At 43.1% G+C, this 16,558-nt stretch carries 14 protein-coding genes; 9 read left to right on the top strand and 5 right to left on the bottom strand.

Features of this window, described 5'->3' with window-relative positions; translation table 11 throughout:
- Positions 1-18 precede the first annotated feature (18 nt).
- From T325_RS09090 to T325_RS09120, 7 genes are read left to right on the top strand one after another with little or no spacing between them, the layout of a single operon-like run.
- Positions 19-699 carry a cell division ATP-binding protein FtsE gene (locus tag T325_RS09090; RefSeq protein WP_036912708.1) on the top strand — a complete coding sequence of 227 codons (681 nt, stop codon included), beginning with the start codon at positions 19-21 and terminating at the stop codon, positions 697-699.
- Positions 700-726: 27 nt separating this feature from the next.
- Complete coding sequence (locus T325_RS09095) at positions 727-2,046, top strand: aspartate kinase (RefSeq protein WP_036912711.1); 1,320 nt, start codon at positions 727-729, stop codon at positions 2,044-2,046.
- The gene (gene lysA, locus T325_RS09100; protein ID WP_036912714.1) at positions 2,047-3,207 is read left to right on the top strand and encodes a diaminopimelate decarboxylase; all 1,161 of its coding nucleotides are present in this window, start codon (positions 2,047-2,049) and stop codon (positions 3,205-3,207) included.
- A gap of 41 nt (positions 3,208-3,248) precedes the next feature.
- On the top strand, positions 3,249-3,917 hold the full coding sequence (locus T325_RS09105; protein ID WP_036912717.1) for a glycosyltransferase family 2 protein: 669 nt from the start codon (positions 3,249-3,251) through the stop codon (positions 3,915-3,917).
- Between the two features lie 13 nt (positions 3,918-3,930).
- Positions 3,931-4,998, top strand: a complete 1,068-nt coding sequence (locus T325_RS09110; protein ID WP_036912720.1) for a glycosyltransferase — start codon at positions 3,931-3,933, stop codon at positions 4,996-4,998.
- A complete protein-coding gene (locus tag T325_RS09115; RefSeq protein WP_036912724.1) occupies positions 4,995-6,995 on the top strand; it encodes a fructose-bisphosphatase class III in 2,001 nt (666 codons plus the stop codon). The genes T325_RS09110 and T325_RS09115 overlap by 4 nt, the downstream gene beginning before the upstream one ends.
- Positions 6,992-8,278, top strand: coding sequence for a type IX secretion system plug protein (locus tag T325_RS09120; protein WP_051949826.1), 1,287 nt, complete (start codon positions 6,992-6,994; stop codon positions 8,276-8,278). The genes T325_RS09115 and T325_RS09120 overlap by 4 nt, the downstream gene beginning before the upstream one ends.
- Here the strand turns inward: T325_RS09120 and T325_RS09125 are convergent.
- Together T325_RS09125 and greA are read right to left on the bottom strand one after the other, a co-directional pair.
- Positions 8,217-10,670 (bottom strand): AraC family transcriptional regulator, encoded by a 2,454-nt coding sequence (locus tag T325_RS09125; RefSeq protein WP_081911132.1) that lies wholly within the window; start codon positions 10,668-10,670, stop codon positions 8,217-8,219. The genes T325_RS09120 and T325_RS09125 overlap by 62 nt on opposite strands.
- Before the next feature lie 12 nt (positions 10,671-10,682).
- Complete coding sequence (greA, locus tag T325_RS09130; protein WP_036912729.1) at positions 10,683-11,156, bottom strand: transcription elongation factor GreA; 474 nt, start codon at positions 11,154-11,156, stop codon at positions 10,683-10,685.
- Positions 11,157-11,305: 149 nt separating this feature from the next.
- Here greA and T325_RS09135 point away from each other — a divergent pair, with 149 nt between their 5' ends.
- Positions 11,306-11,794: a GNAT family N-acetyltransferase gene (locus T325_RS09135; RefSeq protein ID WP_231622217.1), complete on the top strand. Its 489-nt coding sequence runs from the start codon at positions 11,306-11,308 to the stop codon at positions 11,792-11,794.
- 364 nt (positions 11,795-12,158) lie between these two features.
- Here T325_RS09135 and T325_RS09140 read toward each other — a convergent pair whose 3' ends face one another.
- The 3 genes from T325_RS09140 to T325_RS09150 all read right to left on the bottom strand — a co-directional run bounded on the left by T325_RS09140 (position 12,159) and on the right by T325_RS09150 (position 14,529).
- A complete protein-coding gene (locus T325_RS09140; RefSeq protein ID WP_036912731.1) occupies positions 12,159-12,683 on the bottom strand; it encodes a hypothetical protein in 525 nt (174 codons plus the stop codon).
- Positions 12,670-13,998 carry a Spi family protease inhibitor gene (locus tag T325_RS09145; RefSeq protein WP_036912734.1) on the bottom strand — a complete coding sequence of 443 codons (1,329 nt, stop codon included), beginning with the start codon at positions 13,996-13,998 and terminating at the stop codon, positions 12,670-12,672. Before T325_RS09145 ends, T325_RS09140 begins: the two co-directional genes overlap by 14 nt.
- A 126-nt stretch (positions 13,999-14,124) precedes the next feature.
- Positions 14,125-14,529, bottom strand: a complete 405-nt coding sequence (locus T325_RS09150) for a DUF3244 domain-containing protein (RefSeq protein WP_036912737.1) — start codon at positions 14,527-14,529, stop codon at positions 14,125-14,127.
- Positions 14,530-14,804: 275 nt separating this feature from the next.
- Here T325_RS09150 and T325_RS09155 point away from each other — a divergent pair, with 275 nt between their 5' ends.
- Positions 14,805-16,289, top strand: coding sequence for a tetratricopeptide repeat protein (locus T325_RS09155; RefSeq protein WP_156097668.1), 1,485 nt, complete (start codon positions 14,805-14,807; stop codon positions 16,287-16,289).
- Positions 16,290-16,558: the final 269 nt, after the last annotated feature.

A 16,558-nucleotide genomic window follows, 5' to 3' on the forward strand; every position in this document is an offset into this window, starting at 1 on the left:
TCTAAAGAGAATCATTATATGCTGATCAGTTATAAGAATGTAAACATCTACCAGCAGCCCGACACCAAGATTCTAGAGGGTGTGGATTTCCAAGTTGAAGAAGGCGAATTCGTCTACATCATCGGACGAGTTGGTTCTGGCAAGAGTTCGTTACTAAAGACACTCTATTGTGATTTGGATGTAGACGAAGCTGAGGAGGCTAATGTGCTCGGACATGACCTGCTGACTATCCGTCGCAAAGAGATTCCTGCATTGCGTAAGGAGGTTGGTATCGTGTTTCAGGACTTTCAACTGCTAACAGACCGGACCGTTTACAAGAACCTCTGTTTCGTATTGAAGGCTACAGGTTGGAAAGACAAACAGTTAATTAATGAACGTATTCATGAGGTTTTGTCTCAAATAGGACTAGAGGATAAACTCGACAAAATGCCTAATGAACTGTCGGGAGGTGAACAGCAGCGCATAGCTATTGCCCGAGCAATATTGAACCACCCGAAACTGATTATCGCTGATGAGCCTACTGGTAATCTCGACAAGGAGACTGCCGACAATATCATGCAACTGTTGTGTAGCATTGCCGAAAATGGTACTGCCGTTGTAATGACAACTCATAACATTGGTTTGCTCAACAAGTATCCAGGCAAGGCCTATCAGTGTCAGGAAGGTAAGATGGGACAAGTAACAGTGAGAAAAGCATAGAAGATATAACATAAAAATATAATCGATATGAAAGTAATGAAATTCGGCGGAACATCCGTCGGCAGTCCTCAGAGAATGAAAGAGGTGACCGCTCTGGTTACCAAGTCAGGCGACCCTGTATTCGTGGTGCTTTCAGCCATGTCAGGAACCACCAACTCTCTTGTCGAGATTTCTGATTACCTTTACAAGAAGAATCCTGATGGTGCCAACGAGGTTATCAATCGTTTGGAGCAGAAGTATGACAAGCATGTAGAAGATCTTTACGCCAAAGAGGAGACAAAGGCCGCTACCCGCGAGTTCCTCCGCAGTGAGTTCGACTATCTGCGTTCTTTCACTAAAGAATTATTCACCAGTTTCGAGGAAAAAAGCATCGTGGCTCAGGGTGAGATTATCTCTACGAACATGGTTGTGAACTACATGAAGGAGCAGGGCATCAAGGCTGTTCTACTGAATGCACTCGACTTTATGCGTACAGACAAAAATTCCGAACCAGATCCCGTATATATCAAAGAAAAACTCCGTGCCAGCCTTGAAGAAAACGAAGGTGCACAGGTATATATCACCCAAGGATTTATCTGTCGCAATGCTTATGGTGAAATCGACAATCTGCAGCGTGGTGGTTCCGACTACACCGCTTCACTCATAGGTGCAGCCATCAATGCTGAGGAAATTCAGATTTGGACCGATATTGACGGCATGCACAATAACGATCCACGTGTAGTCGACAAGACAGAGCCTGTCCATCAGCTTCACTTCGAAGAGGCTGCCGAGCTAGCTTACTTCGGTGCTAAGATTCTCCACCCCACATGCGTTCAGCCAGCCAAGTATGCCGGTATTCCCGTGCGTTTGCTGAACACGATGGATCCCGATGCTGAGGGAACAACCATTAGCAATGCCACCGAATACGGTAAAATCAAGGCTATCGCCGCTAAGGACAACATCACCGCTATCAAAATCAAATCATCTCGCATGTTACTGGCCACAGGTTTCCTGCGCAAGGTATTCGAGATATTCGAGAGCTATCAGACACCTATCGACATGGTATGTACCTCTGAGGTTGGCGTTTCAATGAGCATCGATAATTCCGCCCATTTAGGTGAGATTGTTGATGAATTAAAGAAATACGGCACCGTGACTGTTGACACCAACATGTGTATCATCTGCGTTGTAGGTGACCTCGACTGGTCAAACATCGGTTTCGAAACTTTAGCCCTCGACGCGCTGAAGGACATTCCCGTACGTATGGTAAGCTATGGTGGTTCAAACTACAACATCTCTTTCCTCATCCGCGAGGAAGACAAGAAGCGTGCGCTTCAGAATCTGAGTAATACGATTTTCAATAAATAAATGGCAAAAGGAATATTCCCCGTAGATAGGTTTCAGTCTATACAGACTCCCTTCTACTACTACGACACAGAACTACTGCGCCAGACGTTGCGCACTATCAACGAGGAGGCTAGTCACCACGAAGGATTCGTGGTACACTATGCCATCAAGGCAAATGCAAACTCCCGTCTGCTCCGTATCATTCGCGAGGCAGGTCTTGGTGCCGACTGCGTCAGCGGCGGCGAAATCGAAGCATCCGTCAAGGCAGGATTCCCTGCATCAAAGATCGTGTATGCTGGTGTAGGCAAAAGCGATTGGGAGATTAATCTTGGACTTGACAACGATATTTTTTGCTTTAACGTAGAAAGTCTCCCCGAACTTGAGGTTATCAATGAACTGGCAGCCCAGAAAGGCAAGGTGGCACGCGTTGCCTTCCGTCTGAACCCCAATGTGGGCGCACATACACACGCAAACATCACCACTGGTCTTGCTGAAAATAAATTCGGCATAGCCATGCGTGATATGTTAACCGTTATTGCTGAGGCAGAGAAACTTCCTAACGTGAAGTTTGTGGGGCTGCATTTTCACATCGGCTCACAGATTCTCGATATGGGTGATTTTGAAGCCCTCTGCAATCGTGTCAATGAGTTGCAGAACGAATTGGAGAGCCACCGCATTCGTGTAGAGCACATCAATGTAGGCGGTGGACTCGGTATAGACTACGAGCACCCCAATCGTCTGCCTGTTCCCGACTTCAAGGCCTACTTCGACACCTATGCAAAGAAGCTGAAATTACGTCCTGGTCAAACTCTCCACTTCGAATTGGGACGAGCTGTTGTGGCACAATGTGGAAGCCTAATCACACGAACCTTATATATAAAGGAAGGTGCCACTAAGAAGTTTGCCATTGTCGACGCTGGATTCCCCGACCTCATCCGCCCCGCACTGTATCAAGCTTATCACAAAATTGAGAACATTACAAGTGAAGAGCCGACAGAAGCATACGATGTGGTAGGACCTATCTGCGAATCTACTGATGTCTTTGCCAAACAAATCGATCTCAATCGCACCAAGCGTGGCGACTTGCTCGCTATACGGTCTGCGGGGGCTTATGGCGAGATCATGGCATCTCAATACAACTGCCGTAAACTACCACTTGCTTATATGAGCGACGAAATCTAAAAGGCAAAGGGATGTAAGTTTTAATAGAAAAAGGTAAATAAATGAGCACAAGCAATCGCGGCATCTCTATCATCATGACAGTCTACGATCAGGCTCGTGAGCTTGAATCAAACCTGCCTCTATTCCTTTCACAGGAATATGAGGCAGATTATGAGGTCATCGTTGTCGACGAGACATCAACAGACAATACTGAGGATGTATTAAAACTGCTGAAAAAAGACTATCCACACCTTTATACAACATTTCTCCCAAAGCCCAACAGGCACGTCACCAGGAAGAAGCTTGCCTTTAGCATCGGAACAAAAGCCGCTAAGAACGAACTGATTATGTTTTCAAGAATCGACAGACCGATTACAGCTCCAGACATACTCAAAGCCATCAGTGAAGTACTTGATGAAAACGCAGAGTTAACTCTTGGATATATCGGAAGGAAAGGCATTCGCCTGCAATCATTTGCTTTTGTCGACAGTGCAGCAAGTCACATCAGAAAGGCTGAACGTCGACTCAAAAAGGTTGTTGATCGTGACACACGCATGAGTTATGCTTGGGGAAGATATGACTTTATCATCATCCACAAAAAGAACGTTCTGGATCTGTTGAACCTTTTCGAACAGCACATTTCCCCGACCGCGCTTCTCGGCATACGATTGAGCATTCTATGGCAGAGCCTCATTAAACGATCGTCCACCACACTACTTGTAACGGAGTGAGATATCAAAGCCTATGAAAGTCCTGCATGTATATCCCAAATCCGATGCCCTCATTCTGCATCATGTTCAGATGCTGAATGAGGGCTTACGACAGAGCGTTGACACATATACCGCAGACAGCTACAGTGCCTTCCGACAAGCAATGAAAGGACACAAGCCCGACATTGTCCATGTGCACGGCTGTACCCATTTCTTTCTCACCAGAGTCCTTCGTTCTGCTCGCAGAGCTGGTATACGTACGGTTTTGTCTCTTCATGGTCAGTTAGAACCATGGACTATCAATCAGCAGAGTACACAAGAGAAAGCAAACAGACTTTTACTATTAAAAGAGGCGATTATACACACGTACGCCATTATTACCTTTGGACGTCTAGAACGCAGCAACTTCGAAGATTTAGGTTGGAATCGCCGTATCGAAGAGATACATAATGCGGTGATTACCAACACCATCAACCCTATTGAGATGTGTGCCCAAACCTTCACTGTCTATCAGCGAATACTCGACTCCAACACACTCGGTCTGATGGACAATCTGACCCATCAATATTTGAAAGCAATCATCAAAGCAGGCATCTTGGGTGATCAGCGATGGGTCGACGAAGTACCAACTACAAGTCCTGATTGGCGTCATATATTAGTATATGCCGAACACGAAAACATACGCAACTACGTGGATTATGGCATTAACATTCTAGGGCTATCAACACCTATGCTTGACACCTCCAGAATCAGTGCCTATTTTCCTGATAAATACGTAATGCCCCACCCAATCAAAGAAATTGCCGGTGACTATCAGGGGGACGAAAACGAATATGTTTTCCGAATGATTAAACAGATCAGTAAGCGTCCCTTACTTCTTCACCTCATCGAGCTCACCCGTGAACTCTATCGCGACAGCATCGACGATGAACGCCTTTCTGAGCTATTAGAGAGCAAAGGACTGAAGGAATTCGCGGGTCGGCTCATGCAGGTACTCGGCGAAGAGACCGGACTCAACGAAGGCTACATGCCTATACTCCCTATTAACGACAAAAAGACAGAACATTTACGCAGAATTATTGCAAACCACTTAAAAATATGACAAGCCATCATCACTACACACAAGCAGACATGCACTACCTGCAGTTGCTTTCACAATCATTTCCTACTATCGCTGCGGCCTCAACGGAGATAATCAATCTCGAGGCTATCATGGCACTCCCCAAAGGAACAGAGCACTTTTTGGCCGATATTCACGGTGAGAGTGAGGCCTTCCGCCATATCCTAAAGAATGCCTCAGGCAATATTAAGCGAAAAGTCAACGAACTCTTCGGCAACAGCATACGTGAGTCGGAGAAAAAAGAGCTATGCACACTAATCTATTACCCAGAACAAAAACTCGAACTCATTAAGGCTAGAGAGGCCGATCTCGGCGATTGGTATCGCATCACCATCCATCAGCTGGTAAAGGTGTGCCGCGATGTATCATCGAAATACACCCGTTCAAAAGTACACAAGTCACTGCCCGAGGAATTCTCATATATCATTCAGGAACTGCTCCACGAGAGCCTTTCCGACATCGACAAGGCGGCCTATGTCAGTGTGATTGTTGACACCATCATTTCTACAGGCCGTGCCGATGATTTCATCTGCGCCATCTGTAATGTAATCCAACGGCTGGCCATCGACCAACTGCATATTCTCGGTGACATCTACGACCGAGGTCCAGGTGCCCATATCATTATGGACACCTTACGCCAATACCACTCTTGGGACATCCAGTGGGGCAACCACGATATACTATGGATGGGAGCATCAGCAGGCAATGATGCCTGTATCTGTAACGTGCTGCGTCTGTGTCTGCGCTATGCAAACCTGACTACCATCGAAGAGTATGGAATCAACCTGGTACCTTTGGCCACCTTTGCCCTTGAGACTTATGGCGATGACCCCTGCGAGGAATTCCTGCCCAAATTGCTGCCTGGGAATTCGATGGATGACAAGGAACGTCAACTCACCGCTAAGATGCATAAGGCTATTGCTGTCATCCAATTCAAGGAGGAAGCAGCGATATTTGAACGTCATCCAGAATGGGGCATGCTCGGACGCTGTCTGTTTAACCACATCGACTATACGCAAGGCATTTGTACCATCGACGGCAAAGCGTATGAGATGAAGAGCTGTCACTTCCCAACTATTGACCCAAAGAAGCCCAATAAGATGACATCCGCCGAGGCTGACCTCATGATGAAAGTCCACCACTCGTTCCGCATCTGCGAGAAACTTAAGAAACACATCCGAACACTGCTCTCACATGGCTGCATGTACACCGTAAGCAATTCCAACCTACTGTTTCATGCTAGCTGTCCACTCAACGACGACGGTTCGCTGAAAGAGGTAGAGATTTACCCTGGCATCAGCTATTGTGGTAAGGACCTCATGCACAATATAGGCATGATGATCCGCGCGGCATTCACCTCCAACAATTCTGCCGAATCATCTACAGAAGAATATCCTCACGACTATGCCCGTGATTATTTTCTCTACCTGTGGTGCGGCAAAGATTCCCCACTCTTCGATAAATCGAAGATGGCCACTTTCGAACGCTATTTTCTGAAAGATAAAGAAACATACAAGGAAGAAAAAGGCAACTACTTCAAGCTACGCGACTCTGAGGATGTGTGCGATCGTATACTCGATGCCTTTGAGGTTAAAGGGAATAATCGTCATATCATCAATGGCCACGTACCCGTTCACGCTTCTAAAGGCGAAAACCCTATAAAGGCTGGCGGCAAACTGATGGTGATTGATGGTGGTTTCTCTGAGGCATACCATAGTGAGACTGGTATTGCAGGCTATACGCTTGTCTATCACTCACGCGGTTTCCAACTAGTTCAGCACGAACCTTTCACCTCACAACAAGACGCTGTCGTGCGTGAGATTGACATTAAATCAACAACACAGATCATCGAGATGTCAGCCCACCGCATGCTAGTAGCCGATACCGATAAAGGAACTGAGCTCAAGTCTCAAGTAGTCGACTTGAAAGAACTGCTCTACGCCTATCGTCATGGCATCATCAAAGAAAAAAGAATATGAAGAAGCCCTTTCTCACCCTCTTATTTCTTCTGCTTTATCCTATTGCAGTTTCTGATTTTGCCGGAGAGATTGTGGCAGAGAGCCATATCTATAGCCAACACATTAAAACCCTTCAGGCTATCGCCAACAATAACTGGCTATCATCACCAGCCGTTCTACGCTTGAGGAGTGACGATGTACTCTATGTCAGTTTCGACGAACTTTCACATACTTATCATCGCTACACCTACCACATTGAACGATGTGAAGCAGACTGGACAACAGCCTCAGAGGTGTTTGAGAGCGACTGGATTGAAGGCTTCAACAATTGCCTAATCGAAAACTACAGCCTCTCTGTAAATACCATCGTCCCATACACGCACTATCAGTTTCAAATCCCCAACGACAGGTGTCGCCTGAAGATGAGCGGTAATTACCGTCTCCATATCACCGATGACGACAGCAATGAAGAAGTGGCTAGCATAGACTTTCTAGTAACGGAGCAAACAATGTCGCTGGCACTCGAAGCCACTACAAATACCGATATCGACACTAACCAGAGCCATCAGCAGCTCAGTCTCAGGCTCAATTATCTGGGCAACAGGGTGACCTACCCTGACGAACAGATTATGCTTGTAGTGATGCAAAACGGGCGCGAAGACAACATGCGACGTGGCGTGTCCCCCACCTATTCAAATGCTGATGGACTTGAATGGCATCATTGTCGCGAACTTATTTTCGAGGGCGGCAATGAGTATCGCAAGTTCGAAATACTCGATCCCAGCCACCCTACAATGGGCATTGACAACATCACATGGGACGGCAGTAACTATCAAGTCTATCCCTTCCTTGATGAACCTCGTCCCAACTACATCTACGACAAAGATGCCAACGGAGCCTTCTACATCCGCAACAGCGACAACCGTGAAAACGACACGTCGAGCGAATATGTATTGGTAAACTATCGCCTCAAGGCGCCCTATATGCCTCAAGGACATATCATTATCAATGGTCATTGGACAACCGAGGCCTCTAATAGCTACATAATGACCTATGATAAAGAAAACAGTACCTACACCGCTCAGATACTCCAGAAACAAGGATACTATTCATATCAATACCTATGGAAACCGAACAATGGTCGACCTCGATTACTACCAAGCGAAGGGAACTTCTACCAGACAGAGAATCGTTATCTGGCATTTATTTATTATAAAGGTATTGGCGAACGTACTTGGCGACTTACCGCGCTTCGCGAAATTCTTTTGGGGTCATCTGATGCACACGATAAAACGTGGAGATGAAATAGTTTGGCGAGACAAAGCCACACTCGTCAGCAATTTCGCTAACAGACTTGCTACTCATCTTCAGCAATTTCGTTGCACGATCCAGCATCATCTTCCTATACAATAGTCTCGGACTCTTAAACACATTATCTGAAACTACCCTGTAGAAGTCTTGCACATTGAGTCCAGACTCCGAACTCAGCACCCTCATCGAGAGTTGATTTTTGTCGGCCTTGTTCACAAACGATACCAACCTTTCCATCACTTTCACAAACTGCGGATCGATATCCTCCTGAATAGCATACTCGCCGGTTCTCATCTCCTCCGATGTTGGTTCCAGCACAATCTCCCCTCGTGTCGACAAACGACGAGCAATAGTACAGATACGCCTGATAATGGTCTGCTCACCACGATTTCTCTGGGCCCTCAGTTTATAGTTACGATGGAAAAGATAGGTATTAATAACAGTCAACACAAGCAGCAGCAGGCCCAGAATCGAAAACAGGCCTGTGGTTCGCCACCAAGGTTCATTAATCTTTACCACCCACTGAAGAGGTTCCGTATCCCATCTGTCGGGCACCATCGAAGCTTGTAGTTCGATAGTGTATGTACCAGGGCTGAGCGACATCAGCGGAAGGTGGAACATACCTCTGGCATCAATCAGTCCAGCCGAATTAGCTCGTGTATACACATGCCAATCGTCCATCAGTCCCTTTACACGCACCCGATAACAGGTCTGCTGCGGCCGAAAGTAATTCAATGCCGAGAAAACTAGCGTTGTAGAGTTTTGGGTATAGTTTAGATTGATTTCCTCTGTCCACGACAAAGCCTTATCCAGAATCACGTCACCCTCATACTCTTGGCCAGTATCTATCTCGTTGCCGTTCACCTGTAGACGAATCAGCTTAGGATACAATTTAAATGGAAACTCACCGCTCACTGTTTTCATCCCTTTGGGGTTAAATATAAGTACATGGTCAAGCGACTGCATCACCAGTTCGCCGCTTGGCAGACACATCGCCTTACCGTTTACAAACGACTCTCTGGGTAAGTTCTCGTTGTGGTTGTAGCCGATGATATACCTGATTTTATCGCCTTTGAACGTCAGGCACGATATGCCATAACTCGTAGCCACCCAGATATTGTGCTGTTTGTCTTCCACTACAGAGTGAATTACGTTGTTCAATAAGCCATCTTTCTTCGTGATTACCTGTGGCAGCATATCGGTTAGTTTCCTATAAAGTTGTAAACCCTGAGATGTACCGACCCACGTCCATCCGCGTGAGTCTTTATATACTGTGTTCACGAACTTATGTCTGAACATGATGGGTTTGTCCATTCCATCCATCATCGCCCCCAATTCAGCTGCTCGTTTCTGACTCCAGTCGTAAATCGTAAACGGTGGTGTATAAGGCATAGAATAAAGCAATCCACGTCTCTCGGTACCTGCCCATAATCCTCCTTGATTATCGAACGCCATTACGTTAATGTCGGTATTCAGCGTCTGTCCGTTGACAAGCCTCAAGTTGTCCGCATGTGTCAGTTTATCTGTCACCACATCATAGGTCCAATAGCCATACTCTGATGGAATGTAAAGCACACTATCGCGATCTGTCATATTATTCAGATGGTAGGGCGTACGCAGCACCTCTTTCCATTGGCGCTTCTCCACGTCAAACTGGTTCAATATGGCATCCTTGAAACCATTTCTTATCTGATAGATTTTGTTACCATCCACCTTCAGTACCGATGAGAAGCGGAATCTGTCCATATCTTGCGGACCATAGGCATAACTCTCGTGAATCTTCTTGGCTGTTGGCATCTCATACATCTCAACCAACCCATTCTCATAAAACAGCAGCAGAGTGTTGCCCTTATATATCTCAAGATCCTGCAAATTCAGGTCTTTCCTAATCTTCAGTGTCTTCTTTGTCTTCGAGTTAAATAGTCCGCCATCTGTCAACAACCACACAATGCCATCCTGATCAACAAACATATCAGTCACATTCTGCTTTATGCCGAATCCTTTGAATACGCTCTCTACCGAGTTCACAAACCTCTCTGTCACCAAGTCAACGCAGGTCACTGATAATTTGTTTTTCAGCCAAATATGATCATAACGGTCAAAATACAGATGGTAATTGCCATGATAGTTTTTCAGCGGGAAAATGTTCTCGTCGGTAGGGTCGATATATTCAAAACGCTGACCATCGTAGAAATTTATCTGCCCCATCGTGGCTATCACAAGTCGTCCACATGGCATGCAACTGATAACCTGTGCACTGTTGTCAGCTAGTCCGTCAGCAGCACTGTAGTTCCTGAACAAACGGGTCGACAACTCTGCCCTCACCCATACTGGCGACAGCATCATACAGATTAGTAAAAAGGTTAATACTGTCTTCTTACTCATATCGCTATGATCTTAAATACTTTCTATTCTCTCTATGCGCAACTTCAGCAGACCTGCCGGCACACGCACCTCCACCACATCGCCCACATTCTTATTCATCAGCGCCTGAGCTATAGGCGACTTGATTGAAATTTTTCCTTCGCGCAGGTTAGCCTCATGCGGACTTGCTATCGTATAGGTCATGCGATTGTTGTTGGCTAGATTAGTCATTTCCACCTTACTAAGCAACTGGATACAATCGTTACTCAGCCTTGAGGTGTCTATCACACGGGCGTTTTCAAGCACACGCTGCTTGAAGCGTATTCTGCCTAGCAACCGCGACTGTTCGCGCTTGGCCGCATGATATTCAAAATTTTCGCTCAGGTCGCCCTTATCACGCGCCTCAGCAATAGCATCCCTCACCTGAGGCAGTTCCACACGCTCCATGTGCTGGAGTTCGGCCACGAGTTTATCGTAGCCTTCTTTTGACATATATTCAAAACTCATAAATTTACTCTCCCATTTCGGCCACAAATTTAGCCATAATTCCTCAAACATCCCTAAAACAATACTTTAAAAATCGTTAATTATACAGGTATCGACAAAGGAATCTGATTGAAATGAGTATTTTTGCAAAACAAAAAACATATTATCGTATGACAGACCAAACAACTAACACTGGAATGGTAAGAAAAGCCAGTAAAAACGATATCACACGCATCATTGAACTGTTACATCAGGTAGATATGGTACACCATGTGATACGTCCAGACTTATTTAAGCCTAATACAACCAAGTATAACGAAAAACAACTCGAAGCTTTGCTCAGTGAAGACAACAAACCCGTATTCGTTTATGACGATGGTGAGATATGGGGACACGCTTTCTGTCTGATTACTGAAGTCAAGAACGACAAGCTGCTACAAGACATCAAGACTATGTATATTGACGATATATGCGTGGACGAAACGGCTCGCGGCAAACACATCGGGAAAGCGCTCTATGAGCACGTGAACTCCTACGCTCGTTCTATTGGCTGCCAAAGCATCACCTTAAATGTGTGGGAGGGTAATACCCCTGCCCTGAGTTTCTACAGAAACATGGGTATGCATGTGCAGAAGACCACCATGGAAACGTTTTTGTAAACCGGATATCACCCATTAGAAAAATATGCTGGTGATAATGTTGCGAAATCGTCGAACCGACGGCAGTGTTAGCACGCTTGCTAACAACTGCCCATGAGAGAGATTCTAATGTCGGTTCTAATCACCATTACAAACAATATTAATTTCATTTCAACAGAATATCTTCCGTAATAATAGCCAGACCTATTGGCAACTTACCAAGTTTCCCTATAGTAAAACGGCAGAATATCTATTTTTATCTGAGACAGCATATCGAGCATCCCATAGGTATCAGTATCAATAACAGCAAATCTAACATCATTTTAATAAAAATGTGCCCCGAGAATAACAAATAAACCTTTCGGAACACACACATTTGTGTTACTTAATCGATATAATCTGCCAAATCCATTATCAGTTGCGAGTTCCATTTCGCACTTTTAGAAATACCATTGCATTCAACAGTATCAAGTTGTATGATATTCGAGCCCAGACTCTCTGAATCGGTACATCTAAATACGAACTTGCATTTTAGCATTAAAACCCTTTCGCCAATATTCAATTTGACCATAGATTCACCTTTTCCATTGGACTTGTCTTCATTAAAGACCATATCATTAATGTCAGGCAAATCCACATTAAACGACAGGTAGTTACGTGATATTTCATTAACTGCAATACTTTCTATTTCAAAAGGAATATTTTTTTCTGAAGGCTCTCCATAAACAGAAATCGTAGCAGCGACACTCTCAGAAGCAAGAAGATCATTCCCCGCCGCATCTGTATAAGAAAGTAACACTCCATTATGTATGGCAGAAGCATGGAAAGGACTATATGAATCATCCTTACTACACGACACCATGCACAATACAAGGGCAACTACCCCCATAAATCCTTTAATACCATACATAAGTACTCAGATTAATAAACATCATAGGATTCGCTTTAAATCTGACATCAGGGTTACCTTCGAAAGACGACCAAACATTATCAGTTGCCAAGTACCAGCCATTACCATTATTCGGTCCCCATCCCCAGTTCATATACAATCTGTCATCATACTCAGTCCATGACTTGATTTTAATGCCAAGGAACTTCTTTGTAACAGTATACGACTGCTCATAATAACCATCACAGAACCAAATATGTCCAGCCCAAGGAGCATCATGATGCCACGCGCCAAGAAGGACTCCTCGGTTGAAGGTTGACTCTTCACCAAAATAGTTGATGCCTTTGAAACTCAAATTATTATATACCGTTTCAAAATTGTAACTGGCAAGTTTTGCATTCTTATAGCCAAGTTTTTTAAGGCCTTTTATAATGTTGGCTGGCGTAGCACCGCTTTCTTCATCTTTTTTCTTCCCCCAGTCATATTCTGGAATACTATCAGCAATCTGTCGAAGTTTTCTTGCAGTTTCTGTAACTGTAGTCACATCTTTTATATTTCTCATATCAGTATAATCAAAACTCGGATATGTGGGAGTAACGTTACCTAGCATTCTTTGTGATGTATCATACATCAGCATTCCTGTAGCGATAGCAGGACATCCAATGCAAGCACGATTAGGCGCACACATATTATAGCCACCTTCCTGACACCAATAATCCAAGTCCTTTCCTGTGTATGGATATATAGACTTCTTCCCTGAGCTATTTTCACGTCCTCGTGTCTGAGGCTGCGGCTCGTTGTTATTGACAACAATCTCATACTCATATCCATCACGCCCCAAATCTTTCCAGTTATTAAAATAATCGGTTGAGGTAGATGACTGATTATTAATATTGCCTATAACCCTATTCTTTAAAGCAGAAATATACATAGCCATCGGACTATCGTCAGAGATATTAGAGAATTCAAGATTTCCCATGTTCGAATGTGCCAAAATAGGGAATGAACTGTTATCACCTGCAATAAGCACATATCCTCCATTATTTATATAGTTAATGGCATACAAAAGAGTGTCACCATCTTCAATATAGAAATCCACATCAGACACGACCTTAGAAATAGGATCTATGGTCCTTGTGACAGATTCTGGCGTATCATTTTTTTCGAGTCCAGCATTAAACATTGAGGCATATGCCAGAGCTTGCTTCATATTAAGTTTAGAGTTTTCGAAGGACACCTCATCTACGAGGTTTTCATTGGGCGCAATGTCCGTCTGGTTCTCAGAACATGAAAACAGAAGAAACGAGCTTGCAACTAAATAAAATATTTTCTTCATAAATGCATAATTGATAATTTCACTTACTCATAAAGCTTTTCAGTTTCCGCTCCTTTTTCCCAGTCTGGTCTGTCTCAATTCTTCCGGAATATATTGAATAATTCTGATTAGTTCAACTATTATAACTTATTCTAGCATAAATACTCCTTCATAGGAACTGCCGCCAAGTGATATTATGATAGCATATTCTCCGTCTGGAAGGAAACTCATATCAATAGTATAAACTTCAAATGTGCTAAAATCCATGATTCCTTCTAATACAACTGCATCATTTTCATCATATATACAATAGATGAATGTATCACTTGACGAGTACAAGTCAAGACTATGACTGCTTTCATTCAAAAAAGCAGTTATAGGTATTACAGGGCGTCGGGCAGGAGCCTTTTTGGGCTTAAATATACCGCCCCCTGTTTGCGATGTATCCATCTTATGAAGTTCAACATAAGTTCCTTGAGTGTTTTGAGCACATATAAAGGAACTTTGAGTGATGAACGCAAACATAATCGACATAAATTTAAGTCTCAACATATTTTATAATTTTATTGGTTTATGATTGTGGGGGCAAAAATAGCGAAATTGAATAGAACAACCAAAAAAAAATTGTTTCATCTTGTTTCACATACTGCAAATGAAACAAGATGAAACAAAAAAAGCTCCAAAAAACGCTGTTTTTTATATTTTTTCGTATCTTTGCATTCAAATAATAACCAGTTTATATCAATATGAGCCATTACTTTAACCGATACATATTATTCGCAATGCTATTGCTGGCTTCATGTTCTAAAGACAATTCTTTAGAGAAAATGGAGCAAATCAAGATGATTGGAAATAAAGATCCCAATAAAGCACTTGTCATGCTTGACTCTCTTGATACTGAGATCAAGGGAGAAAGTGATTATGCCATTCATAAATATGAATTGTTGCGCGTCAGACTTAATGACAAGGCAGACAACATACCCAGTTCTGATAGTTTGATAAAAAAACAGATTGAATATTTTGATAAAAACGGGTCTGCAGTTGAAAAGCAAGAGGCGTATTACTATGCAGGAAGTGTGTATCGTGACCTACAAGACACACCAAGGGCATTAGAACATTTCTTTAAATCGTTAGATTATGCCCTAGGCAACAAAGAATGTGATTCAATTCTGTTGGAAAATACATATTCTAATCTTTCCTACTTATACTTTCAGGTTCAGGATTATAACAATGCACTAGAAGCTGCACAAAAAGAATTCAAAGTTAATAAAGACAATAATAATGACAAGATAATTGCTTTCATGCATCTCGGAGCTACTTATCTGGCAGTAGACAGTTCTCGGCAAGCAAAAGCGGCATTTGATTCGGCTTATTCGCACGCCATACATTCTAATGATATTACCAATCTTCAAGATGTTCTCATACATTTGTTGAATAAGTACTCGGAAATGAAAGATATGGAGAGAGCCAAAAGATGTAAGGCGTTAATATACATAAATCCTCTGAAAGATTTTTCGTCTATATCGTGTATGGCTTTTGCGCAATACTATGAATCAATAGGCAAACAAGATTCTGCTGTTATCTATTGCAAACGTGTACTTGAAGAGAAATCATATATTAACAGTATGTATGACGCGGCAAAGATGCTGTTTCGGATTTATAGCAGAGCAGGAGAGACTTATCTTACCAACTATTATGCAGGTATATATATGCAGTTAAGCGACTCTATGGACTTTGGAAAGCGACAGGAACTAGCCGCTACGGTGAATAATGAATATAAATATCATCTGGACCAAAGGAAGGAACAAGAACTGAAAGATGAAAAAGAGAAATATAAGAATAGATTCACAATTGTTTCACTGTCTGCTTTACTATTGGCATGTATCGGTTATGCTTTCTATTATAGAAGAAAAAACAAGCATTTACAACAAGTGCTTGAGCTATCTTCACAACTAACAGAAAAGATTGACCAGAACAAGAGAATTATCACCATGCTCCACCAATCTGAACTGGAAGGAAAGGCGGAAGACGTGATCAAAGCCATCAAACAATCAAGTAAAGGAAAGATGGAAATAACATCTGTAGAATGGAAGCAACTCTACCAAGCTGTAGATGAACTATACCCAAGTTTTAAGGATAGACTTCTGAAAGAACTTGGCACTTTTACAGAACATCAGATGCAGGTTTGCTACCTGATGCGTATCGGACTTTCTACTTCACAGATTTATAATATGGTAGATTTATCACGTACCACCATTTGGCGATGGGTGAAGAAATATAAATGGTTAACGAATTCCGACTATAACGCATGATTATATTTATATAAAGATACTTTTTCATATTAAACGCTACTTATTTGGGAATAAGAAATGCTTTTGGCTAAAAAAGCCGTGTTATTATATTCATTATATCATGAGAATAGCCTTCCGCGCATAAATAGTTATAATACAAACTTTTCATTCCACACTTCTCACACTTCCCACACCTAATGGGTGATTATTTAGGTGTGAGAAGTGTGAGATATTTTAAGGTATCATAACTAAATGCAAAAGACCGCTGGACTCAAATAAATCCAGCGGTC

Origin of the sequence: Prevotella sp. FD3004, assembly GCF_000746155.1 — a bacterium.
GTDB lineage: Bacteria > Bacteroidota > Bacteroidia > Bacteroidales > Bacteroidaceae > Prevotella.